At 48.1% G+C, this 26,007-nt stretch carries 18 protein-coding genes and 1 pseudogene; 5 read left to right on the top strand and 14 right to left on the bottom strand.

The window, feature by feature from the left end; translation table 11 throughout:
* The first annotated feature begins 106 nt into the window (after window positions 1-106).
* Window positions 107-1,315, top strand: coding sequence for a Fic family protein (locus AAW31_RS15430; RefSeq protein WP_046850908.1), 1,209 nt, complete (start codon window positions 107-109; stop codon window positions 1,313-1,315).
* Window positions 1,316-1,416: 101 nt separating this feature from the next.
* Here the strand turns inward: AAW31_RS15430 and AAW31_RS15425 are convergent, their stop codons facing one another.
* Window positions 1,417-2,748 (bottom strand): MATE family efflux transporter, encoded by a 1,332-nt coding sequence (locus AAW31_RS15425; protein ID WP_046850907.1) that lies wholly within the window; start codon window positions 2,746-2,748, stop codon window positions 1,417-1,419.
* Between the two features lie 563 nt (window positions 2,749-3,311).
* Between AAW31_RS15425 and AAW31_RS15420 the strand changes: the two genes are divergently transcribed.
* On the top strand, window positions 3,312-5,765 hold the full coding sequence (locus AAW31_RS15420; RefSeq protein ID WP_046850906.1) for a Lon protease family protein: 2,454 nt from the start codon (window positions 3,312-3,314) through the stop codon (window positions 5,763-5,765).
* Between the two features lie 75 nt (window positions 5,766-5,840).
* Window positions 5,841-6,389 (top strand): glutathione peroxidase, encoded by a 549-nt coding sequence (locus AAW31_RS15415; protein WP_052752303.1) that lies wholly within the window; start codon window positions 5,841-5,843, stop codon window positions 6,387-6,389.
* 104 nt (window positions 6,390-6,493) lie between these two features.
* Here AAW31_RS15415 and AAW31_RS15410 read toward each other — a convergent pair whose 3' ends face one another.
* On the bottom strand, window positions 6,494-6,937 hold the full coding sequence (locus tag AAW31_RS15410) for a rhodanese-like domain-containing protein (RefSeq protein ID WP_046850905.1): 444 nt from the start codon (window positions 6,935-6,937) through the stop codon (window positions 6,494-6,496).
* A 918-nt stretch (window positions 6,938-7,855) separates the two neighbouring features.
* On the opposite strand from AAW31_RS15410, the gene AAW31_RS21490 reads away from it, so the two are divergent.
* Complete coding sequence (locus tag AAW31_RS21490) at window positions 7,856-8,011, top strand: hypothetical protein (protein WP_158441563.1); 156 nt, start codon at window positions 7,856-7,858, stop codon at window positions 8,009-8,011.
* Between the two features lie 120 nt (window positions 8,012-8,131).
* Here the strand turns inward: AAW31_RS21490 and treF are convergent, their stop codons facing one another.
* From treF to AAW31_RS15345, 12 genes and pseudogenes are all read right to left on the bottom strand, one after another.
* The gene (gene treF, locus AAW31_RS15400; RefSeq protein ID WP_046850904.1) at window positions 8,132-9,733 is read right to left on the bottom strand and encodes an alpha,alpha-trehalase TreF; all 1,602 of its coding nucleotides are present in this window, start codon (window positions 9,731-9,733) and stop codon (window positions 8,132-8,134) included.
* 34 nt (window positions 9,734-9,767) lie between these two features.
* Window positions 9,768-10,151, bottom strand: a complete 384-nt coding sequence (locus tag AAW31_RS15395; protein ID WP_200899651.1) for a Rossmann-fold NAD(P)-binding domain-containing protein — start codon at window positions 10,149-10,151, stop codon at window positions 9,768-9,770.
* Window positions 10,126-10,302, bottom strand: a complete 177-nt coding sequence (locus AAW31_RS22290; protein WP_200899650.1) for a hypothetical protein — start codon at window positions 10,300-10,302, stop codon at window positions 10,126-10,128. Before AAW31_RS22290 ends, AAW31_RS15395 begins: the two co-directional genes overlap by 26 nt.
* A 57-nt stretch (window positions 10,303-10,359) precedes the next feature.
* Window positions 10,360-11,240: pseudogene (locus AAW31_RS15390) on the bottom strand (IS982 family transposase).
* A 485-nt stretch (window positions 11,241-11,725) separates the two neighbouring features.
* The gene (locus AAW31_RS15385; protein ID WP_046850902.1) at window positions 11,726-16,072 is read right to left on the bottom strand and encodes a response regulator; all 4,347 of its coding nucleotides are present in this window, start codon (window positions 16,070-16,072) and stop codon (window positions 11,726-11,728) included.
* A 78-nt stretch (window positions 16,073-16,150) separates the two neighbouring features.
* Window positions 16,151-17,986: a two-component system response regulator gene (locus tag AAW31_RS15380; protein ID WP_046850901.1), complete on the bottom strand. Its 1,836-nt coding sequence runs from the start codon at window positions 17,984-17,986 to the stop codon at window positions 16,151-16,153.
* 184 nt (window positions 17,987-18,170) lie between these two features.
* Window positions 18,171-18,695 (bottom strand): transposase, encoded by a 525-nt coding sequence (locus tag AAW31_RS19205; RefSeq protein ID WP_052752301.1) that lies wholly within the window; start codon window positions 18,693-18,695, stop codon window positions 18,171-18,173.
* A gap of 416 nt (window positions 18,696-19,111) precedes the next feature.
* Entirely contained in the window at window positions 19,112-20,443 is a 1,332-nt protein-coding gene (locus AAW31_RS15370) for an IS110 family RNA-guided transposase (RefSeq protein WP_046850900.1), read from the bottom strand.
* A 276-nt stretch (window positions 20,444-20,719) separates the two neighbouring features.
* Entirely contained in the window at window positions 20,720-21,733 is a 1,014-nt protein-coding gene (locus AAW31_RS15365) for a glycosyltransferase family 4 protein (RefSeq protein WP_046850899.1), read from the bottom strand.
* Window positions 21,730-22,656 carry a UDP-2,3-diacylglucosamine diphosphatase gene (locus AAW31_RS15360; RefSeq protein ID WP_082110491.1) on the bottom strand — a complete coding sequence of 309 codons (927 nt, stop codon included), beginning with the start codon at window positions 22,654-22,656 and terminating at the stop codon, window positions 21,730-21,732. Before AAW31_RS15360 ends, AAW31_RS15365 begins: the two co-directional genes overlap by 4 nt.
* Before the next feature lie 2 nt (window positions 22,657-22,658).
* Window positions 22,659-23,501, bottom strand: a complete 843-nt coding sequence (locus tag AAW31_RS15355; protein ID WP_082110490.1) for a GNAT family N-acetyltransferase — start codon at window positions 23,499-23,501, stop codon at window positions 22,659-22,661.
* A 406-nt stretch (window positions 23,502-23,907) separates the two neighbouring features.
* Window positions 23,908-24,891, bottom strand: a complete 984-nt coding sequence (locus tag AAW31_RS15345) for a diacylglycerol/lipid kinase family protein (RefSeq protein WP_046850897.1) — start codon at window positions 24,889-24,891, stop codon at window positions 23,908-23,910.
* A 622-nt stretch (window positions 24,892-25,513) separates the two neighbouring features.
* On the opposite strand from AAW31_RS15345, the gene AAW31_RS15340 reads away from it, so the two are divergent.
* A complete protein-coding gene (locus AAW31_RS15340) occupies window positions 25,514-25,990 on the top strand; it encodes an Hsp20/alpha crystallin family protein (protein ID WP_052752300.1) in 477 nt (158 codons plus the stop codon).
* Window positions 25,991-26,007 lie beyond the last annotated feature (17 nt).

Genomic DNA, 26,007 nt, shown 5'->3' with positions numbered 1-26,007 from the left:
TCAGACTAGAGAGACATTTTATAGTCATCGATAATCTATTTAGTCGTATAATATACTGAATAATATACGAATTAATTATGAATTAAGAGACATATGTGAGGACATTATGCCTGACATCGAATTGGCACCAGGCTTGGAATGTTTAACACGTCGCGTTGACACTGATCGATTTGGTCCGTTTGTTTTCGAGGTAGGCGTTGAAGCTGCTCGGATCAAACTGGCACTTCAGCGTGCTGAAGATACGCATGACCGTTTTATTGCTTCACCTTTTTCTCAAGTGGCTAATCAGCTGGAGCGAGAAGTGGTGGTCAGCAGTGTGTTTGGTACGAATACCATTGAAGGAGGCAAGCTGAGTGAAGATGAAACTGCCAATGCTTTAATGCTTGATCCAGCGCAGGTCAAGGAAATTGAACAGCGTCGCGCAGTGAACATCAAGGCTGCTTATGACTTATCGCAACAGGTTGCCCGAACTGCCGGGTGGTCCCTGAATCGGGAATTCATTCTTGAGGTGCATCGCCTTATTACGCAGCAAATCCCTCATCCCAATAATCAGCCTGGCAAGCTTCGCAATAATCCGAAGCATCATATTACCTATGTCGGAGATGAGGGCCACGGTGGACGCTATAAGCCACCTCAATATGGTAGGGATATTGATCGCCTGCTGGATGCGCTTATCGGTTGGCATGCGGAAATGGAAAGATCTGGTGTGCCTGGATTGATTCGAGCGCCGCTGGTACATCTCTATTATGAGCTCATTCATCCTTTCTGGGACGGTAACGGCCGGGTAGGGCGGGTAATCGAAGCCACTCTGCTGCAAGCGGCAGGTTATCGCTATGCACCGTTTGCCTTGGCGCGCTATTATCTTGCTAACATCGATAGTTATTTCACGCTATTTAATACCTGCCGCAAAGCCGCAGAAAAAGGGCAGGCCTGGCCTAATCATGCATTTGTCGAGTTTTACCTGGAGGGTATCCGTCAGACGATCAACACACTGCAAGACAGGGTAAACCAGATGACGGCACTGTTACTGTTTGAAAGTAAGCTGCACCGCTTACTTGAGGAAAAGCGCATCAATGTGCGTCAATATACGATTGTTTCCCAGCTGCTGGGCAGGCGTCGCGCAATGCCACTGGATGAAATCCGTCAGACACCCTGGTACACAGGCCTATATTTGAAGCTAAATGATAAGACACGGCAACGAGACTTACGTCATCTGCGTGAAATGGAATTGGTTTTTCTGGATACCCATCATAACCTTTGGCCGGGAGTGATCAGACCGCAAAACATCAAACCGTTAGGTAAAAAACAAATATGAAGTTTGCTTCTCGTATGACTTTGACGCTCCAGGCTCGCCTTTGATCAACTTCGCGTCCATTTTGATCTGGCAGTGAAATGAGATGAATGGGATAGCTGATTTCACTTAGTTTGACTGAATGTCTGTCTTATTCTTACCGGCAGGCGTGCAGACAAAGTAAGGCCACGTACCAGCAGGAATACATGCAAAGCGAGCCACAAGCCATTATTGGCAAGATCACGCAGCCACCACCATGTTGCCAGATAAACACCGAGCGAAACCAGCATCATCAGACTCATGTCACGTGACCAGGTAGCGCCTATGAAGATACCATCCATTTGGAAGGCAAGCACTCCAGTGAGCGGTAGCAGGGCGACTAACAGTAGGTATTGTGCTGCTTCCGTTTGTACTGATTCCAGCGTCGTAATCAACGCGATCATGGGCTCACCCAAGAACCAGAGCATCATCGCCAGCAAGCTTGCCATCACGGTATTCCAACCTAAGGTCAACTTTAGGCTGCGCATGAAGCCGTCGCGATAATTTGCACCGATGGCGCGACCGGCAAGTTGCTCTGCAGCAGAGGTCAGTCCGTCCAGGAAATAACTGGCCAGCATGAAAAAATTCATCAACACGGCATTGGCGGCAAGCGTTTGCTCGCCCAGATAGGCCCCTTGGGTAGTAAAGAAAGCAAAAGCGAACAGTAGCGCAAAGGAACGCAGCATGATATCCAGGTTGAGATTAGCAAAGCGCCAGAGCGCAGCCCGATCCAGCAATCGCTGCCAGGACGGCCGTGTGCTGCATTTAAGGGATGGATAACAAATCAGCAAGCCGAGCAGGAAAGCCAGCAATTCGCTTATGACAGTCGCGGCTGCGACGCCTTTGATCCCTAGGGACAGGTGCAGACCAAGAAAGATCGAAAGAATAATATTGCTGCCGTTGAGCGCAATCTGTAGCAGCAGTCCAGTCCGGGTCCTGCCCAGCCCGATGAACCAGCCTAACAAGGCGTAATTCCCCAGTGTCACCGGCGCACCGAGCATACGGATCAGCACATATTGCTGTGTAGCAATAGCAACCGTTTCACTTGGCTCCATCAGATAAAGACCCAGCGATAACAGCAGCGGAGTAAGCATGAGTAAAATGATCCCGCTGGCAACGCCTATTATCAGTGAGCGCAACAGCGTTGCCTGAATTTCAGTCTCATCTTCCCGACCATAAGCCTGGGCAGTGAGACCGGTAGTGCCAGAACGCAGAAAGTTGAAGGTGGTAAAAATCACATCAACCAAAATAGCGCCAACCGCCAGCCCACCAATCATGAACGCTTCTCCTAGCCTGCCCACTACAGCCGTGTCGACTACTCCCAGTAGAGGTGTCGTCAGATAAGCGAGGGTCATCGGAGCGGCAAGGGTAAAAACCAGATGGTGGGTGACAATAAAAGGCCGAATGGGATGAGTCATCGTGTTTTAATTTGAATAAATGGTAGGTAGTCAGGCAGAGAGCATCCGTAACAGGGCTAATTCCATTTCTAAATCAAAACTGATTTTGTCGGCTTCCCCTTGCCGTATTATTTTTATACTATCTGCGGCTGGCCTTCGCGTCATGTTTGATTTGGAAATGGAATGAGGCTGTCTAGAAATGATCTATGTAGCTGCTGTGGTATGAAAAGGGCTCAAAATACTCATTTATCCGGTATAAAATAAATCGGCTTTTTTCGCCTATCATGAATGGTCTCGAATATATTCATATATTCTTCAGCCGCTCGCTAACTCATTCCATTGCTGAATCAAGCCTGATTTGGTCGGATTTTTCTTATTGATTATTGATACCTGTTTGCGGCTCACTTTCGAACCTGTTTGATTGGGAAATCGAATCGGAAGTAAGTTGCTCATCTAATAAAATAGCACAACCTGAAACAGTATGGCGCGTGATAGTGACACTGTGGTTGTCATTGTTCCTGTCAGGAACAATGATTAAACGGTTACAATTGTGGATTTCTTGTTAACAATAAAAATACTGATAAATGCCAATTATTGAACTGACTCCGCACCAGCTCCGCCTGACGATTGATCCTGATTTACTTGGATTTACCAATACTTCAGAACTGGTCGGTCAACCACTTTCCTGGATCGGGCAGGAGCGTGCCGAGAAGGCTGCTTACTTCGGGCTCGAAATGGAGCAGCCGGATTATAACTTATTCGTGCTTGGGGAAGTAGGGAGTGGACGGTCTTCCTTGCTGCGGCAGGCAATGGCGAAAGTAGCGTCAAACAAGCCTGTTCCGCCTGATTTGTGTTATTTGCATCACTTCGGTGTACCAGAAAGGCCCTTAGCCTTGCATTTACCGGCAGGAGAGGGGCGTCTGTTGCGCCAAAAATTGACACAGCTAGCGAAATATCTACAGACAGAAATACCCCGGTGTCTTGAGGAGCCTGCTCTCAAGGCGGAAAGCAAACGGATCGAAAAAAACTTTAAACTGGAAGGGGCTAAAGCCTTTGCCGAGCTTGATGCATTTGCTGAGAAACATCATTTCGCTATTCAGCGGGAAGCCGGCCGTATGGTTTTCACGCTAATGGATAAATCTGGAAAAATCTTGACTGAACCTCAAGTGTTGGCGTTACCTAAGGAGCGAAGAGCTGAAATTGAGGAAGTAGAACAAGCCTTACAGGCTGAAATTGCACGCTATTTTGAAAAGATACGCCCCTTGGAGCGAATCAAAGATGAGGCTCTGATAACGTTGCAGCGTAATAAGGTCAAGTTGCTACTGGAAGGTGAATTAAAGGCAATTCGCAGTATGCTGAAATTATCCGCAGAAGACCGTAGCAAATTCGACCGCTATCTGGGGAAGATGGAAGAGGATATTCTCGAGAATGTCGCGTTATTCAAATTCTCTGATACTGACGAAGAAAAACGCAAAGAGGAAATTAAATCCTTATTAGTACGCTATCAGATTAATCTGGTGGTAGATAATCATGATTTGAAGGGAGCACCGGTCATTATCGAAGAAAGTCCGTCTATTCGCTCGCTGTTTGGCAGTATCGAGTATCAATCCGTAGAAGGCGTTTTGGAGACAGACTTTACGCGCATTCGCGCGGGTAGTTTGCTCAAGGCCCATGGAGGATTTCTCATGCTGCACCTCGATGATGTGTTAGTGGACAGCCTGCTTTGGGAAAAATTATGCCGCCTGCTGCGCAGTCATTTGCTGCAAATTGAAGAACCCGGCACGACCTTAACCCAGATTCCAGCTGTTTCGCTCGAACCGGAAGCAGTGCGGATTCAGGTTAAGATTATATTGATCGGCTCGCGTGAACAGTACTATATATTACAGGAAGAGAATCCAGAGCTTGCCAGGCGTTTCCGTATCAAGGTTGATTTTGCCGATAGCTTTATAGCTAGCGCACAAAGTCGCCTTGCTTCTTCCATTTTTGTGGCGCACGCCTGCCATGAAGCCGGTTTGCCCCATTTTACCGCAGCTGCGGTTGCGCGATTGTTGGAAGATTGTCACCGGGCAGCTAACGATCAATCCCGTCAGAGTGCTATTTTTAGCCGTACAGAAACACTGGTATTGGAGAGCGCGGCTCAGTGCAAAGCCCACACCGGTTGCCTCGTGGATGTGGCTGATGTCGAGAATGCGTTGCAAGCACGTATCCATCGGCATAATTACCCGGATCAATGTTTGCAGGAATCGATTGCAGATGGGGATGTTTCGATTGTGATCGAAGGAAAAAAGGTTGGGCAGATTAATGGTTTGACACAAATAGATTTGGGAGATCATTGTTTTGGCGCACCGGTACGTATTACCGCGCACACGTTCGCGGGTGAAAATGGGGGCGTGTTAAATATCGAGCGCGAGGTAGGGCTTTCCGGGCCGATCCACGATAAAGGTATGTTTATCCTGCAGAGCTACTTAGCGGCCCTGTTTGCGCATATCGCACCGCTTGCACTCAGTGCTTCTATTGTATTTGAACAGGAATACAATGGAATAGAAGGAGATTCTGCCTCGTGTGCAGAATGGTATGCTTTGCTTTCTGCCTTATCAGGCGTGCCACTCAAACAGGGAATTGCAGTAACGGGGGCAATTAATCAGTATGGTGAAATCCTGCCGGTAGGGGGCCTCAATGAGAAAATAGAAGGGTTCTTTAATGTTTGTGAGAAAGCAGGGTTGGATGGGACGCATGGGGTGCTGATTCCTCATCGCAACCGCAGGCATCTCATGCTGTCATATCATGTAATCGAAGCCGTTACTCAAGGCTTGTTTCATATTTATACTGCAGAACATGTGAGTGAAGGCATTGAGTTGCTAACCGATTTTCCGGCTGGCTTCGCGCCTGAAGCAGATCTGAACGAAGTGATCCATTATCCTTATGACAGCGTGTTGGGATATGCGCAGAAAGTACTTCGTGCTTACCGTATTGCTTGCCAGCTTACTCAGCACACTAAGGCAGAGCGCAGGCGGTTTTTCGGGTCCGCTGAAAGGTAGGAAAAGGATCGACAAGGATCGCGATTATTTGTAGTGAGTGCGCCATAGGATTAATTTTTACAGAAGGAGGCATTGATGCGTATTTTATTGCTATTCGTACTAGTTTTTTTTGTTCAACCTGTTTTCAGTTGCCAGGATGGCTTGCTCGATCAGAATTTTAGAAAGCTCGCAGGCAGTGAGGTCGTAAACTTATGTCATGCGTATTCTGGTAAGGTGCTGCTCGTGGTGAATACCGCCAGTAAATGTGGTTATACTCCTCAATATGATGGGTTGGAGAAATTGCATGAGACATATAAGAAACAAGGATTTGCAGTGCTTGGCTTTCCTTCCAATGATTTTATGGGACAAGAACCTGGCACGGAGGAAGAAATACAGGATTTTTGCCGGTTAACTTATGGTGTCAAATTTCCCATGTTTGAGAAAATAACCGTCAAGAAAGAAGATGCCCACCCATTCTTTCAGCAACTGGCAAAAGTTTCCGGTACCTATCCTACCTGGAATTTTCATAAATTTTTGATTGATAAGGATGGTAGGCTGATCAAGCAATTTAGTCCTCATACCAAACCTTTTGATCCGGAAATGGTAGCAACAATCGAGCAAGCGCTCCAGCAAACATCCAAGTAACGAACTCAACCACCCATTTGATTAGCTGGTCTATGCTAACCTGGTGAGCTATCCAGGTTAGCTGGTCAAGATAAGACGCTATAAAATGTGCTCTATAAAGTCAATCAGTGTGCTACGCTCTCTGGATATTCAAAAGAGGCAGTAGGATAGCCAGCCTCTTTCCATTTTGGGAATCCTTCTCGATAGTAATAAATTTTGAACCATCCCCATTCTGCTGCTTTTTTGCTGGCTTTAGAGCTGCCCAGACAATGAATTCCATTACAATAAAACACAACGCCTTGATCCTTCTCGGCAAGGATATTCAAATCGCCGGCCGTGAAAAGTTCACTATTGACATCCAGATGCTTGGCCCCTCGGATATGTTCATAATTGAAATATTCCAAATTACGCACATCGATAAAAATATTGCCTTGATCGTATAATCGTTTAGCGACCGCTGTGTCTACGGTGACCGCTCCCATGACTTCTGCAGGTGCGGTATTCTCTGTAGCGATGGCGCTGACTGCAGGCAGAAACAAGCACAGCAAGGCATATAAATATTTTTTCATGTTATTTCCTATATTATTTTCTAATAAAATGAAAATAAACCACAAATTCTTACCATAATTTCTGGAAATACTTTATAGGATATTGCATAAGCAGCACTTAGATTGAGCAGTAAATTCTACGTTTGCTTACCAAGCATATCGTATTAATGGTTTTCCTCCAATGGTTATTGACTTTAAAATCAGTAAAGTAAATAAAATAACGTGAGTTCGACATAAGAATCATCACATCACGACTGGAAAAGCTTGAGGTATTCTAATATTAAGCGAGGGTTTCTTCTCGCGAATAATGATGAAACTCTTTTCCTAAATCTTTTTATCATAAGGAGGAATCCAGGTTCCTTTTACCGCTTTTCTTATGTCGAACTTACGTTAATTTATTAGCAACATCTATTTTCCATAAGTAAGCTGTTTCCTCCTCCTACCAATGCTGAAAATCAACCGCTTGATTAGTCCGAGCGTAAACTATTGATTTACCTAACCAAAATAATACAAGGTTGTGGATTTCGTTCTCAAATGACAGGTAGGGTAGGAGAGAATAATGGCGCAAAGAGAGAAAAATTGAGCGAATTTTGGGAATTTCTTGAAACCTCGAAGTCCGCAAGAATCCGCATGAACCCGCGCAAACACGCAAGAGTAGGCACAAAAAAACCAACCGGATGAAGGATTGGTTTTTGGGCGGAGACTACCCAAAAAGTATTATAAGTTACTATATATAAAATAATATTTAAACTTAGTAAGGATATGCTACCCCAATAGTTATACCTTTAAAAAATTTCTGAGTTAAGTGTTGCTCATTTATCCAAAATTGCGATTTAATCATACCGAAGTATGCAGTAACTCTACTTGAAGGGGATGTGATGATATCACTGAAGCGCAGTCAGCTAATCAGCTTCTGAGCGGAATCCGCTGAATGTCCAGATGGACGGCATCGAGCCGCTTCCGGGCAAAGGGCTGGAGCTGCGCATGGCGGTCAAGCTGCGCCTGCAGAACCCCAATGACATCGCCATCGATTACAGCGGAGTGGTGCTCGACGAAGTCGACAGCCGGAGCCTGGCGAGCGGCGTCAGCGAATAGCGGGGCAGCGTGCCGCGGCTACGTCGAAGCGGTGTTGAGCATGCCGGTGGGCATCTCAGCGTGGTCGGTGGCACGCCAGGCGCTGGGTCTGGCCGGGGATGTGGGCTTCAACGAGGCGCCCTATCTGCTTGCGCGGCAACGGTTCGCCTGATGGCTGGGGTCTTCCTGCATCAGTTTGCGGGTCACTCCGTTGGTCCAGCCAAAACCGTCCTGCAGCGGATACTCGCCGCCACCGGCATGTTCGGTACAGGGCCGCAGCAAGTACTTTTCCACTAGTTTGCCTTCGCTCTCGTAGAGTGTGGCGACGATGGACAGCCAACGCTTCTCGATTTCCGCGGCCATGGCGTCATGCCTGTAGTTTTGCAGGCCGCGAATACCCATCCACTGCAACGGCGCCCAGCCGTTGGGGCGATCCCATTGCTCGCCACTGTCGCCGATCTCCGTGGTGGCCAGGCCGCCCGGCGTCAGCAGGCGCGCTTCGACGGTCTGCGCTACCCGGTCGGCCTGCCGTTGGCTGGCCAGGCCGACGAACAGCGGTGCCAGCGTTGCGGCGGTGAGGTTCGGCCGCTGCTGACGCAGGCGCCAGTCGTAGTCCAGGTAGGCGCCGGTCGCCTCGCTCCACAGATGGCGGCCTATTGCCGCCTGGCGCGCCTCGGCCAACTGGCGGAACCGCAAGGCTGGCCCATGCTTGCCCATAATCTCACTGAGCCGAGCGATCTGCCGCTCCAGCTGGTAGAGGAAGCTGTTCAGGTCCACAGGCACGATGCTGGTGGTGCGGATGCTCGATAGCCGGTGGCTGTCGTCGAGCCAGCGCGAGCTGAAATCCCAGCCCGATTCGGCGCCGGCGCGCAGATCGCGATAGACCTCATGGGCCGGCCGCACGGATTCGCGCGCGGTGGTGATGTCTTCCAGATAGGACTCCTCGCGCGGCGCGTCACTGTCGTCCCAGTAGCGATTGAGCAATGCGCCGTCGACCAGGCGCACGCAGCGCCGGGCAGCTTCGCCAGCGCGTAGCACGTCGCCGCCGCTCATCCAGAATGAGTGTTCCTTATGTAACTGTGGCAGGTAGTCACTGGCGCGATGCACACCGTTTTCCTCGAACAGGTCGGTCATCAGCGCGAAGACCGGCGGCTGCGAGCGCCCAAGGTAATAAGTGCGGTTGCCGTTGGGCACATGCCCGTAGGTATCGATCAGGTAGGCAAAGTTGTCGGCCATGGCGCGCAGCAAGTCGCAGTGTCCGCTCTCGTCCAGGCCAAGCATGGTGAAGTACGAGTCCCAGTAGTACAGCTCGGTGAAACGCCCGCCTGGTACTACGTAGTCGTGCGGCAGCGGCAGCAGCGAAGAATACTCGGGATGCTCGCGGGGATGGCGGGTGAGCACCGGCCAGAGCCGGTCGATGTGCTCGCTCAGGGTGTCGTTCGGGTTGGCCACGAACTCCTGCGCGGACATCTCGAACAGACTGAAATGTTCGTGCACGAAGGCTGCGAGGTCGAAGTCGGGCACCTCGCAGCGGGCGCGATAGGCTTCGAGAATCCGCTCCGGATGCTTTCGCGGGGCGCAGTCGACGAAGGTCTTGCTGTCCGGGAACACGCGCTGCATCTGGACCGCGACGAACAATTCTTGATAGCGCTGCGCGGGGGTCAGGGTGTCGGCGCTGGAAATCGCGCCGATGTCCGTGTCGAAGCGGCCGGTCTGGTCATTCACTGCTCGCGGTAATTCCATAGCAAAGCTCCATCGAAAAAAAGTATCGTTCCTGTCATGTAGCTGGTGTCATCCGATGCCAAAAAGCAACCGCGCCGCCCACGTCACCCGGCTGGCCAAGGTGCTGGGCGGGAATGTCGCCGAGCAGTGCGGCGATCTTCTCCGGATGGTTCATCAGTGCGCTGCTGATCGGTGTCTCGATGGCCCCGGAGCGACGCTGTTGACCGTGATGCCCCGCAGCGCTAGCTCGATGGCCACAGGTTAGCGCATCAGCATCTTCAGCCCGCCCTTGCCTGGCGCAGTAGCCGGTGAAGTTGGGAAAGGGCAGCTCCTCGTGCACCGAGCTGTTGTTGATAATCCGCCCGCCGCGCCCGCTGTCGCGCAACTGTTCGAGACTTTCGCGTGGCTCCTGATCATCCTCGCGACCGTTGAGCACCACGTCGGCACCTTCCTCGGCCAGGCGCAAGTCGCAATGCCACGGCTGATGCCCTGGTCACTGCCGGTGACCAGGACGTCTTTGTTCGACAATCTGATCCGCCCACCTCACTGTCTGCACCTTTTCGTTTACCATAATATTGCGTCACTGTCACGCGCATTCCACTCCCCAAATTCCGAGATTGTATTTTAACGTGAGTTCGACATAAGGATCACGCTACCACAGCTGGAAGAGCTTGAGGGAGTCTGATATTAAGGGAGGGTTTCTTCTCGCGAAAGGTGTAAGCCACCAGCCCGGCTATCAGATTAACAAAGAAGTTAACTGGACTGCGATGACGGGAATGCTCGATTTGTGAAATATTCTTCCATTGGTCATGGACGCTCTCAATGATCGAGCGTTTACGTAACAGGATTTTGTCAAATAGTGGCAACAGTTTGTTTTTCATGCTCTTGCATACCTTGGTAATAAGCTGCACGCCCTGTTCCCAGAGTCGCTCAAAGAACGTTTGCGAGATGTAACCCCGATCACCAAAGAGTTTCCCAGACAAAGAGCGCGCCAGTTCCGGTAGGGAATCACGGTCATCCACATTGCCCGCTGTTATTTTTACCCCTAGCAATTCTCCCTGGTCATTGATGACCAGGTGCAGTTTGAATCCATAAAACCAACCCACGCTGGTCTTTCCCCGGGCAGCAAACTCTGCCATTACTTTATGCGACCCAATACGCTGGTTGTGGCATACGCGGATCTTAGTCGAATCAATGAAGCTGATCCCACTACATTGCCCAAAGCGGCTGGTCAGAAAACAGCACAAAGGCACCAAGCTACCTTGCATCAACTCAACAAAGCGATGGTAGCTAACCAACCCTGGAAAATGGGGCCGCTGATACTTCAACACGTCATTCAGGTAATAGTGTTTAAACGTCCGGTAACCGGATAGATGAAACCCCACCATGATGGTCATGATCACTTAGACACAGTCCCCTCGGCGACGACGCCGTTTTAGCGATGACCCCGATAAGCGTTGCTCCCATCTAGGCTCAAACTCTTTACAAAATCGTTAATTGCACAAAAAATCAATAATATAGTATCCATCGGAATCTGACTCCTCTCATGATGAAACTCTTTTTGAAAACCCTTTCATCATAAGGAATTCAGATTCCTTTTGCTGCTTTTCTTATCCCGAACTCACGTTAAAATAAGTATAGCAAAACCAGCTAGAAATGATTCAAAGAGTATTCTCATTGTCTCATCTAGCACAAATGGGCATACGCAAAAGCACTGCGTAAACAACAAAACCAAACCGTTGAGATGCTCTCCAAATTCTATAGATTCTGAATCATTCTTATCTGGTTACGCCATAGTTCTAGCAGTAGCCCCAATGATTCCGATAAGTGAAGGCAGTGATGAATAAACTCGGCGCTGCCTTCTGTTGAGGTATTTATAGTGCGATAAAAAGAAAGTTACATCATCGCAGCTTTCTTTTTATTCTATTTCTAAATCAAAACTAGCTTTATCGGCTTCACCTTGCCGTATTATTGATACGGTCTGCAGCTCGCCTTCGCGCATTTTTGAAGTAGTTATTTATGTAGCCATACTCGCATCATCGAAAGTAACCGCGCAACATCAACCGGCTTGGTGATATAGTCGGATGCGCCAGCCGCAATGCATTTATCACGGTCACCTTTCATTGCCTTGGCAGTCAGCGTAATGATAGGCAATTGCTTGAAGCGGGGTATGCAGCGGATGGTCCGCATCGTATCGTAGCCATCCATCTCAGGCATCATGATATCCATCAATACGATTTCAATCGATGGATTGTTTTTCAGAACTTCGATGCCATCCTTGCCATTTTCTGCGAATAATACCTTCATCTGCTGTTGCTCCAGTACCGAACTGAGCGCAAAGAGATTGCGCAAGTCATCATCGACAATCAAGACTTGGCGTCCGCTCAGTCCGTTATCGGCAGCTTGGCTCTCATCCAGCATGCGCCGCTTCGGCTCGGGCAGGCTGGCTAGAGGACGATGCAGGAATAGCGCGGTCTCATCCAACAAGCGTTCCGGCGAACGGGCTTCCTTAACCACGATAGTTTTGCTGATATGTTTGAGTTTTGCCACTTCCTTGCGCTCGAGTTTCTTGGCTGCGTAGATCACGACCGGCATGGTGCGCAAACTTTCATCCTTGCTTATCATATCAAGCAGGTCAAGGCCATTTATATCCTGCGGGGTGGGGTCCAGTACCATACAATCGAAATGATCGGATTGGAGTATGTCCAGCGCCTGCTGCCCGGTTTCGGCAGTAACGATATGTACATCGGACTCGCCAATCAAGTCAATCATGGCGTTGCGCCGCTTCCGGTCATTCTCCACTACTAGCAGGCTTCGCTTGTGATTCGATAGGAACTGCTGCATGTGGATGAATTCTTCCTGCAGCCGCTCCAAGCTCACCGGTTTAACCAGGTAAGAGATAGCGCCGAGCCGTAAACTGTACTCGCCTTCCTTTTGATTTGAGAGGATATGGACTGGGATATGGCGGGTGCCCGGGTCGCGCTTCAAGCGGTCAAGCACTGACAGCCCATCAGCCTCGTGCCGATCGATATCCAGTAAGATCACGGTCGGCAGGTGATCACGCGCCAGGGCCAGTACAGAATCACCATACGCTGCCACGATCCCCTTAAAATTCTTTTCGTGAGCGCAATCCAGCAGGGTTTGAGCCAGGCGCGGATCGTCTTCAACGATCAAGATGGACGGACTACCGGATGCAATCAGCGCCCTGTCATCCAGGGTCGCATCCTCCACTGTGGTCATTACTACCGTATTGGCCGGCTCGGCCGGTTTGGTATGATCGAACGCTTGCTCGGGCATATAGATGACATTGTCAGTCAGCGCTGCCGCTTGCGACGATGACTGGCTCACTAATTCATCATTGGTAAGAACACTGTTGTCGTAAGGCAGGAATAGAGTGAATGTGCTACCGATGTTGAGTTTGCTTTGTACCCGGATTTCCCCGTTCAGCATGCACGCCAGTTCGCGACTGATCGACAGCCCCAGACCGGTGCCGCCATATTTGCGTGCAGTGCTGCCGTCCGCCTGCTGGAAGGCTTCAAAAATCAGTTGCAGTTTATCCGGGGTAATGCCCATTCCAGTATCGGTCACAGAAAAAGCCAGTACCGCAGCAGCTTGCGACAAGGCGGGGTGACCGACGCTCCAGCCCTCCTGCGCCAGCGCTATCTTCAGTGATACAGAGCCATGGGTGGTGAATTTGAATGCATTCGACAACAGATTCTTTAGTATCTGTTGCAAGCGGGTGATATCTGTCATCATTGAGAATGGTAGGTCGCTGGCGAGCTCTACCGAGAAACTGATGCGCTTGGCTTCGGCCATATGGCGGAAGGTCCGCTCCAGATAATTGCACAGGTTCTGGAAGCTGTATTCGCTGATTTCCAGCGTAACCGTGCCCGACTCGATCTTTGACAGGTCAAGAATATCATTGATCAGCGTCAGTAGGTCGCTGCCTGAACTGTAAATGGTGTTGGCGAATTCGACTTGTTTGTGGGTCAGATTGCCTGCAGGGTTGTCGCTTAACTGCTGGGCCAGAACCAGCAGGCTATTCAAGGGCGTGCGCAACTCATGCGACATATTAGCTAGAAATTCCGATTTGTATTTGGACGACAGCGCCAGCTGGGCCGCTTTTTCCTCAAGCGCGAGCTTGGCATGCTCGACCTCGCGGTTCTTGCGCTCCACTTCAATGTTTTGCTCGGACAACAGGCGCGCTTTTTCCCCCAGTTCACGGTTGGTTTGCTGCAATTCGTGCGCCAGGGATTGCGACTGCGCCAGCAGGCTTTCGGTCCGGCTATTGACTTCGATCATGTTGAGCACTACGCCTATCGATTCCATCAATTGGCCGAGGAAGGAGAGACGGGTTTCGGTGAAGCACTCCAACGATCCGATTTCAATCACTGCCTTAATTTGCTCGTCGAACAGGATAGGCAGCACGATAATATTGGTAGGCACTGCCGCTCCCAAGCCAGAAGAGATTTTGATATAGTCGCCCGGAACATTCGTAAGCAAGATGCATTTCTTCTCCAGCGCACACTGGCCAACCAGCCCTTCACCTAGCGCAAATGAAGTCGGCCACCCATTATCGCCAGGGCGGTAGCCATAGCTAGCCACCATGCGAAGCCGCTCGTCCTGCTCCGTGACATCCATCAAATAGAATATGCCATGATGGGCCGATACCAGCGGCGCCAGTTCGGACAGGATCAGCCTGGTCACCGTATCGAGCTCGCGGTACCCCTGCAACAGGCGCGTGAAGCGTGCCAGGTTGGTCTTGAGCCAGTCCTGCTGCGCATTTTTTTGCGTAGTTTCCTTGAGATTGCGGATCATCTCATTGATATTATCCTTGAGGTGAGACACCTCACCACGCGCTTCTACCTGGATCGAGCGCGACAGATCGCCGCGCGTCACCGCGGTCGCCACTTCTGCAATCGCGCGCACCTGGTTAGTCAGATTAGCTGCGAGCTGGTTGACATTCTCAGTCAAATCTTTCCAGGTTCCGGCCGCGCCCGGCACGCTGGCTTGGCCGCCCAGCTTGCCTTCGGTACCGACCTCGCGCGCCACTCGCGTCACTTCCGCTGCAAATGAGGAGAGCTGGTCCACCATCACATTGATGGTATTTTTCAATTCCAGGATTTCACCTTTTACATCCACGGTGATTTTTTTCGACAGGTCGCCATTGGCTACCGCAGTCGTCACTTCAGCAATATTGCGCACCTGACCGGTCAGATTGGATGCCATGGAGTTGACATTATCCGTCAGATCTTTCCAAGTACCGCCCACCCCTGGCACATAAGCCTGGCCCCCCAGTTTTCCTTCGGTACCCACTTCACGTGCTACCCGCGTTACTTCTGCTGCAAATGAGGAGAGCTGGTCCACCATCACATTGATGGTATTCTTCAATCTCAGGATTTCGCCTTTCACATCCACAGTGATTTTTTTCGATAGATCGCCATTGGCGACTGCAGTGGTTACTTCCGCGATATTGCGCACTTGCGAGGTAAGATTGCCAGCCATCGAATTCACACTGTCAGTCAGATCTTTCCATGTACCAGCGACTCCAGGCACATGGGCCTGGCCGCCCAGCTTGCCTTCAGTGCCGACTTCACGTGCTACTCGCGTAACTTCCGAGGCGAACGAATTTAATTGGTCCACCATCACATTGATTGTATTTTTCAATTCTAGGATTTCGCCCTTCACATCCACGGTAATTTTTTTCGATAGGTCGCCATTAGCGACTGCCGTGGTTACTTCCGCGATATTACGCACTTGCGAGGTAAGATTGCCCGCCATCGAGTTCACACTGTCAGTCAGATCTTTCCATATGCCAGCGATTCCAGGTACATGGGCTTGGCCGCCGAGCTTGCCTTCAGTGCCGACTTCACGCGCTACTCGCGTAACTTCCGAGGCGAACGAATTCAACTGGTCTACCATCGTATTTGCGGTAGAAGCTGCACTTAGGAACTGCCCCTTGAGCGGACGGCCGTCAACATCCAATGCCACCATTTGCGACAGGTCACCTTTGGCGACCGCGCTGATCACGCGCGCCATTTCTGTGGTCGGGCGAACCAGATCGTCAATCAGTGTATTGACAGCTTTGATTTTGGCAGCCCAGCCACCTGCCACATTCAAGTCCGGGACACGTTGCGTGAGCTGCCCTTCACGACCGACCACCCGGCTGACTTGGGTGAGTCCTCTTGCCATTTGCTGATTTATTTCGATGATATCGTTCAGCGTATCGGCGATCTTGCCGGGTAACCCGGTCCAGTCGGACGGCATGCGAATAACAAAATTACCCTTTTTGAGAGCAGTCAATACTTTAAGTAAGAGCCTTACATCCAGCTCTTCAGTCAAATCAGCCGTCATATCCATCAAGTGTACCTTGTTTTGCAGTTGGTTAGAGCATATGCCTCAAACGAAGTGGCGAGTGAAGGTCATCTACCATATAACTCATGCGCTGGTCGTTTGCAATAATTGCTGTGCCAGTGTATCGGCTGGTAGTGGCTGGCCAATATAAAAACCTTGAACTTCATCGCATTTGAGTGATCTGAGTATCGCCAGTTGTTCCTTGGTTTCTACGCCTTCAGCCACCACGCGTACTGCAAGCGCACGCGCCATATTGATGATAGCTGCCACGATGGCGGTATCGCTGGTCGTTTTACCCAGGTCGCGGATGAAGGACTGGTCGATTTTCAGGATATCGATCGGTAGCGCTTTCAGCACCGAAAGCGAGGAATAACCAGTGCCGAAATCATCGATAGCGATTGAAATACCGCTTTCGCTAATTTGGCGCAACACCGATGTCACCATTTCCAGGTCGTGGATCAAAAGCGATTCAGTGATTTCCAGTTGTATCGATGATGGGAGAATGCCGTATTTGTGAAGCGTCCTACGGAGGGTCCCGGGGAGTCCTGCAAAAATCTGCGGAATCGCGATATTGATTGCGATCGGTAGCTTGCTTAAGCTTGACTCATTATCGCGCCAGCGCCTGGCTTGTTCGCAAGCGGCATTGATAACCCATTCGCCTATTGTTACCAGTTGCCCGCTGTCGGCGGCTGCGGAGATAAAATCGGTTCCAGAAATCAGTTCGAGGCGCGGATGGTGCCAGCGCAGTAGCGCTTCGAGGCCGATGACCTGGCTAGAAAGAATATCCACTTTGGGTTGATAGTACAGCTCAAATTCGTTTCTTTCTAATGCGTGTTGTATTTCCTGTTCAAGCTGGATGCGCTCAAGCAGGCGCTTGTTCAACTCTTCGTGGAAGAATTGCACGCTGCCGCGCCTTTGCTGCTTGGCATGGTACATGGCCAGGTCAGCATGTTTCATCAAGGTCTGTACCGTATCTCCATCCTGTGGAAACAGGCTGATGCCAATGCTGACCGAGGTCTTCAGGCTATGTACGCCGATAGTGCATGGCGGCATATTGGTTTGCACAATCTTTTTGGCCACCACCGCCGCGTCCTGATAAGATAGCAAGCCTTCCATCAGCACCACAAATTCATCGCCTCCAAGCCGCCCAACTATATCAGATCCGCGTACAGCATCGCTAATCCGTTTTGCCATCTGTATCAGCAAATCATCACCGACATCGTGGCCGAGTGTGTCATTGATGGTTTTGAAGTTATCCATGTCAAGGAACAGCACTGCCAGGCTTTTGTTTTGACGCTTAGCGCGCGCGATCGCCTCTTTCAGGTGTTCCACCAACGAGCGGCGGTTCAGCAAACCGGTAAGCGCATCCCGAGTTGCCAGGCTATGCGCACGTTCTTCCGCTTGCCGACGCTCAATGATCTCGGCCTCCAGCGCGGCATTAATTTTCTTGAGATCCTGCATCTGCTTTATCTGCAGATCGTAATTGAGTTCTTCCAGCTGCTTAGTCTGATATTGCAGCTGCAGGTTCTTTTTGGCAAGCTCGACGAAAACCAGCACCTTGTTTTTCAATATCTGGGGAATCACAGGAATAAAAAGGTAATCGACTGCACCTTTCTGATACCCCTTAAGGCGATCCATTTCGTCATCATGATGCGCCGTGACAAAAATAATGGGAATCGAAGCCGAGCGCGGATGGGAATGAATGATCTCCGCAGTTTCGAAACCATCCATTCCAGGCATGTTGATATCGAGCAAGATGACGGCGAACTGTTGATGCAGTACATGCCGCAAGGCTACTTCACCGGATTGTGCAGTCACCATATCAAAGCCATTTTCTTCCGCCGTTTGGGTTAAGAGACTTTCCAATGCAAGCAAACTAGCTGGGTGGTCATTAACGATAAGAACTTTCGGTCTGAGCATATGATTGTTCTTTTATAATATGATTAGTCTTATTTTATGCAAACAAACTAATTGGATGGTTATTAACGATGAGAACTTTTGATCCAGGTATTATTATTAGCCTTTCTGTATGAAGCAAAGTAAATGCCTGTATTTACCAAAACAATTTGCCGTCAGCCTTGCCATCCTAAAACATCATAAGTATTTACAGAGCTTCATTAGAAGCAATTAATGGCTGATTGAGGTGCAAGGTAATCAAAGAATGTATGTCACGCCAGTCTAAATTATCGAAAAACGCACTGTCACTAAAACCACTATCAGCCGGAAGCAACACGACCTGGCTACCATCCAGCTTATCTAAACTGCCGTCCAAAAAGGAAAATGCATTATTAATGCTATGGCCGTTGTCGAGCCCTAGACATACATTGGCTACTATGCAAGTATTCGCGATAAAAGCCATGAAAGGATGATGAGAATAGCGCGTGTGCTTGTGCAGATTGTGCTCGCATTGTGCCTTACTGTTGCCATAGGGGGTCATTATTGTTGAATCCAGATCCAATGTTAATCCGTCAACGTGAAGGTTGCCAAAAAACCAGCGGTGTAGATTACCAAACAGGCTGATGTCATGAACTGTAAAAGTAACTGAATCGACGCATAACCTTGATTCGTAGTAGATTGCGGCAAACCACGCTTCACTGAATCCCATTCGTGGGTCCAGAATCCGCTTCATCAACCCTATGCCTACCCAAAAGTATTATCTCTTTATTGATAAAGCGAAGCTCAAAATCCACGGAGATCCTCCGGAAGAAAAACGTGCATGAATCAAACTAACAACTTAACAAGTTATCTTTATTTTAACAATTTATTAATTTAATAGTTTCCATAAGACAATTGCCTTAATGGAAAATCTGGGATAATTTTGGGTCCGAGAGTGGAGATCAATGTTCCCGACTCAAAGGGAATATATCTGTCGATATAGATGTAATAGACTTACTTAATGTAAGTTAGTTCGACCGTATCATTGGCAATTACTTTACTGAAAAAAATTATGTTGGCTACGATGTCACGTATGCCTAGCCTTCCAGTATCTTTTATATTCACAGCCTTTCAAGAAACAAATGTAACACAATGGTTTTACAGCAAATATTAAGTAGCCTCAGGAACAGGGGTAAGATTAAACCCCAGCTTCCGAGCGCGAACAGTCAGATGATGCAACACGCGTTGACGATATCGCTCCTCATAGTACTCCTGCCCTTTATCGACGTACTCGGTTCCTTTCGTTAGCATCGTGTAGATCAAGCGCGCCAGTTTGTGTGCTGTCGCTGTGATTGCCTTTGCCTTGTCGAGTCTGCCACATAATCTTCTGTAATAGGCACCCAGTGCAGACTGGCTGGATTTCAATGAAACTGCCGCCATGCGCAGTGCCTGAGCCGCACGGTTCGCTGTGCGCTTGCTTGCCCCCGATAGCACTTTTCCGCCCGATATCTTTGTTCCAGGACACAACCCAAGCCACGAGGCAAACTGCTTCGCACTCTTGAACCTGCTCATGTCAGCGCCCACTTCACTCAGGACTTTCATCGCAGTCATCACTTCGATGCCGTCAATTCGCGTCAAATCAACCCCACACATGCCAATCAGATGGGCACGCAAATCAAATTTGGGAGCGTTCTTGACATTGGAGCGGCGCTTCTTCTGGCAGATCTCTACCTTGTGCACCTGAAGTGCCGCCAGCATGGTTTCAAGCTGCCGGTCACATTCGGTGAGTCGTTCGCTGTAGGCGTCATAGAGTGACATCGCTTGCTTGAGTGCAAACAGGTGTTCTTCCCGCCAATTCCCGACTAACGATTTCTCAATCTCGTCTTTGCCAGCCCGGATGCGATTGCTCTTGAGATTCGCCAGGATGTGCCCATCTCTCTCACCAGTAATGATGGCACGAACGATCTTTTGACCGGTTTCGCCCACAATATCCGAAATCACGTTCGCCAATTGTATGTTCATTTGCGCCAGAGCCTTTTGCATATGTTGCACATGTCGCGCCTGATAACGGATCAGCATATCGCGTTGACGAGATATGGCTCGTAGTGCACATATCTCATCTTTCGGACGGAATACGCCAGACATCAACCCAAAGCTCATCAGTTGCTGTAACCATTGGCAGTCCAGTACATCCGACTTCCGGCCAGAAACATTTCTAACGTGCCGCGCATTTACTAGATACACAGTCAGCCCGCGCGACTCCAAAAGTTCATACAGTGGAATCCAGTATACCCCCGTCGATTCCATTGCCACAGTGTCAATTTCACAGGCCTCTAACCAGTCCGCTAAACCATTCAGGTCTGCGGTGAAACTCTTGAATTCCCTTACCGGCTTGTTATCTCGATCCGGCGGTACCGCCACAAAATGGCTCGCAGAGCCAATATCAATCCCCGCTGCATTCGGATGGATTAACTCCAATTTACTTTGCTTGAACTTTGCCATGACATCCTCCATTATCTCTATTGGAATGTCGCGCTGGTTCAGGTACGTCGTTGTACTCACTCTTTCAAACGGGATGCCCGTTGCCACGGACTCACCAATGTCGCCGACGTGACCCATGACCACGCTAAAAAACGGGCGGATTAGCACCAGTGATGTGTCGGTCTTCTCCAGCGCGACATTCCAACTTTACTCCTCAAGCTCTGACGCCGCTTGTTTCTTCTGCGCGCCTTGCCGCCTCTAGCGGATTACTACGCTTAAAAGATAGAATATTTTCTATTACCGAATAGGTTCTAAATAATCAATAAAATCCTTCGCAGCAGCATACCAGCTGAAAGCTTCGGCTCTTGCTCGTGCTTCTTCCCGGGAAATTTGCAGGGCTTTTGAAACGGCATCTTCCAGATCATTTGACATGGCCCCGCCGCCGCTATTACCAATCACTTCTAACGGACCATCAACAGGATAACAAGCGACAGGTGTACCTGTTGCCATCGCTTCAAGTAGAACCAATCCAAAGGTGTCCGCTTTGCTAGGGAATACAAAAACATCAGCACTTGCATATAACGTAACTAATTCATTGCGTGGCAATATTCCCAACCAATATACCTCAGGAAAGCGTTGCCTGAGTTGCTTCTCCAGTGGTCCTGCCCCGCTAATGATCTTACTTCCCCGAAAATCCATTTCCAGGAATGCTTCAATATTTTTTTCATATGAAATACGGCCCACAAATAATGCGACAGGTCTGGGTATCGTACCTAAAGCTGGGAAAAAAACGGACCGGTGATGATATTTAAATAAATCAGTATCTACTCCATGCGTCCAAGGTTTGAGATTCTGGAAACCTCGCTTTTCCAAACCAGATAAAACAGATTGTGTCGGAACCATCACTCCTGCTGAAGGTTGGTGAAAGCGTCTAAGCAGAGCATATCCCCAGGAAACGGGGACTTTGACCGATGCATTAAAGATCTCTGGAAATTTTGTATGAAATGCAGAGGTAAAAGGCCAGCCTGATTGCAGGCATAAGGAACGGGCTGCCCAGCCCAGCGGGCCTTCAGTAGCAATATGAACGACATCAGGATTAAGTGCTTTCAGTATTTGCGCCATTTGCTTTTTGGGGCGAATCGCCAGATCAATTCCTGGATAACCTGGGCAAGGACGAGTATTGAAAAGATTGGGGTGAATGATTTTCACACTATGATTGAGTTTTTCGAGCTCTCTAACCAGCTCTATCAGAGTGGTTACTACACCATTAACTTGGGGGTGCCATGCATCCGTTATTAAGGCCAGTCTCATGCGAGTGCCTCATCTTTTTCTTTGACTTTTGCCGTAGCAGGCATATGGTCAGGGATAACCAAAGTATCGTCCACACTAGCCGAACTTTGATTCTCCAGCTCTCGCTGACACTGAGGCCAGTGAACGAGTTCGATTCGTCCATCGAAGTGTTCGATTAATGCCGAAAGGCTCTCGACCCAGTCTCCATCGTTACAGTATGTAATCCCATTGATATCGCGTATCTCAGGGTGGTGTATATGTCCACATATGACACCATCCAACCCACGATGACGTGCTTCCATAGCCACGGCTTGCTCAAAAGAAGTAACATAGCTCACTGCTGTTTTGACTTTATGTTTAAGATAGCGAGAAAGCGACCAATAGGGCATACCTAACCGAGCGCGAAGAGAATTCAAATAACGATTGAGCTTTAAGGTTAATTCGTAAAGATTATCACCGACGTAAGCAAGCCATTTAGCACACTGCACAACGCCATCAAAATAATCACCATGTATTATCCAGAATTTCCGACCATCAACAGTCTGATAGATAACTTCCTCTACGACTTCTATCCCACCAAAAGAGTGACCCAAAAACTGACGGGCAAACTCATCGTGATTACCTGGCACATACACTACCTTGCAACCCTTCCGGACACGGCGTAGTAACTTCTGTATGACATCATTGTGAGACTGTGGCCAATACCAACCTTGGCGTAACTGCCAGCCATCGATAATATCTCCTACTAGATAGAGCTGTTCGCTTGGATAAGCTCTCAAAAACTCCAACAAGGCTTGTGCCTGACAACCTGGGGTACCCAGATGAATATCGGAGATAAAAACTGTACGAACTCTGGGTTTAGTAATTATTGTTGAAGAATCTTTGTTGTCTAAGATGGAAGCTTTTAAAGCATTAGCATAAAAATAACCATTGAGCTTATTCATGATTACCTCAGAAAATGTTTACGGTAGCGGCTTGGTAAATCTGTTATTTGCAATAACATAGGCAAATCAGCAGTATTAAAGTGAGGATCCCAGGCAGGCTTTCCTAATACTTTTGCCCCTAAGCGGAGATACCCTTTAAGCAGGGGAGGTGGGTCAATTTTTAAAGATTGATCCAAGCAATCAACCGGCAAGGGAAAACGGGGTCTGACTTGATAGTGAGTCTCCACCATATGCCGATCCCTAACCTGGCGCCAAATACTTGCAGCTACATCTCCCGAACATACTCGTTTATTGCTTGCTAAACTCATATTCATCGGTATGCTCACGCAACCTATCAGATAGCTTAACTTCTTAAGTATCATAAAGCTGATCAATGCTTTCGATAACGCTCGGATAACCATGCCATTACGGTAATCTTTGTGCACACAGCTTCGGCCTAATTCAGCCATATGCTCTCGCAACGGTTGCAAGGGAGATAGATCAAATTCGCCTTCGATATATGTTCGACCTGCAAGCTGGGCTTGTGCAGGGGTCAAGACGCGGCAAGTGCCAATGACCTGCCAGGTTTCACGATCTCGCACGAGTAAGTGCTCACAATACTCATCAAAGTCATCGATATCAAAACCAGGAATATGAGTGGGAAGAATTGCACCCATATCATCTGTGAACACTTCATATCTCAACTTCTGCGCTTCACGAACCTCACTTTGACGTTTTGCCCATGTGGTCACGATATTGGATTTTTTCACTCTATCTGTAGAAATGAGTGGTGCAGCCCTCGGAGCTGGAATTATTTTTTGTGGGAAAATAGATGATTCGCTATTAAATGTAAGTGGCGCAATCATGTTTGACTCCTTTTATTAATGTTAGGTTACTGATTATTTTTCTCACTCATTACCTAGCATTCTTGAGGAACTTCATGAATTTATTATGTCGCTTTTATGAAATTCCAAAGAGTCAAACCTGATTTTGTCGGCTCCTCCCTGTCGTAGGATATTTATATTGTCTGCGGCTCACCTCCGTGTCATGTTTGGGGGGAATGAAAAAAGTAATGAGTCCTATATTTCATCAGCTACCCTGTACCATAATGTAAACGGAGATGAACAAACGCTTCTGGACAAATTTTTCCCAACCCAATTGATACCGCTGGCTTTCGCAGATGCTGGGGAAATTGGTCGCATTTTTCCGTTCCTGCTTCGTGCCAATAGTTGAGGATATTGGCCTAGTGTAGGATACGGTTTTACTCACCTGCTAAACGCATGGAGGCAGGTCTGTATGAATCAATACTTTGATTGGTTTTTGACTGATATTGAATTTTATTGTGCTTCCTGCTTCAATATCACGGTTGCGGAAATAATCGCCATCTACCTGCAGAGGGTAGGAGGGTCTGTGTAAGGTAAGGGATATGCTTTCTCCTGAAAAATATTGCAGAGGAAATCCTGCGGGCTTGTGTTGAAGCATACGCAATGCTTTAATCAATTCATGTTGACGCTTTGCGCCAGGTAAAAAACCAAGGACAAGCTTTTTTAAAGATGGGCTGGCAGTAGGAACAAGTTGTAAATTTCTTGCATAAGCTGCGCTATTAGCCACTATGACATAGCCTGATTGGCAATCAATGACAGCTTGCCCATCAACATGGACTGTCACGATAGGGTGGTGTAAAAAAACCAGGGCGTTAAGTCCGCTCCAAACATAAGCAGAATCACTGATCGGTCCTTTTCGTTTGCCAATCTGCTTGATTGTGAGCGAATCAAAACCCATCGAAGCCATGATAAAGAATGGCTTTTCTCCCTGAATCCCATTGCCGCTGATCAGGCCATAAAACTGCTCCAGACATCTTCCATCCGTTATCGCTCGCAGCAAATCCTCTGGGTTTGCACTCATTCCATAGGAATGGGCAAATAGGGATTCGTTTCCACCGGGAACCATGTAAACGGGGGTATCTGTTTTACTAAGTAAAGGAAGGAGTTTTCTGACTGTTCCATCACCCCCGACCACTACTATAAGATCATGTCCTGTCATGGCTGTCTCGAGAAGTAGGTAAGATTTCATTTTTTTCTTTGACTCGCAGACCTCCACCGCCATCCCATGATGAGCAAGAAATTTCCCATATTCATGGGCTAATGTTTCTGTATTGCCCGCACTGGAAATAGGATTGAAAATAATTAATACTTTTTGAGGAGAGGGAATGGTAATCAGTGTTCCCTTTGGCAGAAATGCGCTTTCATTTTTCACGGAAAATTAATAGATATCTGATTAACTAAATACTTCGTTAATTTAGTTTTTTAATAAATGGGTAAGCGAATCAATCACGGCGGGATTTTATTTGACTAAAATTGGGTTGACTTTCTTTCAAGTGAATAACTTTTAAAACTAGAATAAATCTTGAATAATTTTCTGAATTGCAAAAATTTTCACTCGATTAGTGGAAATCAACCTAAATCATAAAATATTAACACTAATGGAACGCTACCAATTGATGATGACAAACAAATGACAGTATTATTAAAGTTTCGTGTATAAGCGATCCATCGAAATGAGAAAAAACCTCGGTATTTTTCTCCATCAGAAATACGTGTTTCTACTTATTTATTATTCTTTATGGGTAGTCTAAGATAAATCATTATCTCGGCTATTAATCTTTCTTGCCTCTTAAAACTCTGCAAAGCCAATCGTGTGAGCAGGCATAACAAGATAAGAGAGAAAATAGATGACGAGGGAGTCAGTCAGAATTACGTTGCTAATTGATAAAACAGTGATTGAGTAAATTTATGCCGATTTTATCAGTCGCGATGTTATGGAGACTGGCTGACGAGGCTTCCAAAAAATTTCGCCGCTTTAGATAAGGAGAACTATCATGAAAAGTGCCCAGCGCCCCCCTTCATCTCTGCAAAGTAAACCAAGTGCTACGCAACCATCTTCAACTCAGCCCAGTATCGTTGCTCGATCTGATCTACTTGCTACTGTTGAGGATTGGCTTGGTAACTTAGGCATACGTATAGGAGAGTTATCTGTAATGAAACTTGATTTATCAGAAAATGATACTGAATATACTATTCTTGCTGATATTCCTGGTGTAAATAAAGAGAATATAAAAGTTGATTTGGAAAGTAACCGTATTTCCATCAAAGTCGAGAAAAAGAAAGAGGTGGAACAAAAAGAGGGGGAAAGGTTTATCTCCAGAGAACGCTCTTGGGAATCTATTTCCCGTTCAGTCAGACTGGATGAGGAAATTGATGTGAATAAAGCTCAAGCTAGGTATGAAAATGGTGTGCTAACATTGACGATGCCAAAAAAACATGTGAAAGCTATCAAGCAGCTTGAGATCAAATAATTAAAGAGAGGCGAGCA

It is taken from the genome of Nitrosomonas communis, from assembly GCF_001007935.1.
GTDB classification, from domain to species: Bacteria; Pseudomonadota; Gammaproteobacteria; order Burkholderiales; family Nitrosomonadaceae; genus Nitrosomonas; species Nitrosomonas communis.
This window is presented reverse-complemented; position numbering and strand designations above follow the sequence as displayed.

Excerpts from the sequence above, each read along its gene's own strand:
- AAW31_RS15430 (WP_046850908.1), top strand. The coding sequence starts at position 107 with ATGCCTGACATCGAATTGGCACCAGGCTTGGAATGTTTAACACGTCGC.
- AAW31_RS15425 (WP_046850907.1), bottom strand. The coding sequence starts at position 2,748 with ATGACTCATCCCATTCGGCCTTTTATTGTCACCCACCATCTGGTTTTT.
- AAW31_RS15420 (WP_046850906.1), top strand. The coding sequence starts at position 3,312 with ATGCCAATTATTGAACTGACTCCGCACCAGCTCCGCCTGACGATTGAT.
- AAW31_RS15415 (WP_052752303.1), top strand. The coding sequence starts at position 5,841 with ATGCGTATTTTATTGCTATTCGTACTAGTTTTTTTTGTTCAACCTGTT.
- AAW31_RS15410 (WP_046850905.1), bottom strand. The coding sequence starts at position 6,937 with ATGAAAAAATATTTATATGCCTTGCTGTGCTTGTTTCTGCCTGCAGTC.
- AAW31_RS21490 (WP_158441563.1), top strand. The coding sequence starts at position 7,856 with ATGGACGGCATCGAGCCGCTTCCGGGCAAAGGGCTGGAGCTGCGCATG.
- treF (WP_046850904.1), bottom strand. The coding sequence starts at position 9,733 with ATGGAATTACCGCGAGCAGTGAATGACCAGACCGGCCGCTTCGACACG.
- AAW31_RS15385 (WP_046850902.1), bottom strand. The coding sequence starts at position 16,072 with ATGGATATGACGGCTGATTTGACTGAAGAGCTGGATGTAAGGCTCTTA.
- AAW31_RS15380 (WP_046850901.1), bottom strand. The coding sequence starts at position 17,986 with ATGCTCAGACCGAAAGTTCTTATCGTTAATGACCACCCAGCTAGTTTG.
- AAW31_RS19205 (WP_052752301.1), bottom strand. The coding sequence starts at position 18,695 with ATGAAGCGGATTCTGGACCCACGAATGGGATTCAGTGAAGCGTGGTTT.
- AAW31_RS15370 (WP_046850900.1), bottom strand. The coding sequence starts at position 20,443 with ATGGCAAAGTTCAAGCAAAGTAAATTGGAGTTAATCCATCCGAATGCA.
- AAW31_RS15365 (WP_046850899.1), bottom strand. The coding sequence starts at position 21,733 with ATGAGACTGGCCTTAATAACGGATGCATGGCACCCCCAAGTTAATGGT.
- AAW31_RS15360 (WP_082110491.1), bottom strand. The coding sequence starts at position 22,656 with ATGAATAAGCTCAATGGTTATTTTTATGCTAATGCTTTAAAAGCTTCC.
- AAW31_RS15355 (WP_082110490.1), bottom strand. The coding sequence starts at position 23,501 with ATGATTGCGCCACTTACATTTAATAGCGAATCATCTATTTTCCCACAA.
- AAW31_RS15340 (WP_052752300.1), top strand. The coding sequence starts at position 25,514 with ATGAAAAGTGCCCAGCGCCCCCCTTCATCTCTGCAAAGTAAACCAAGT.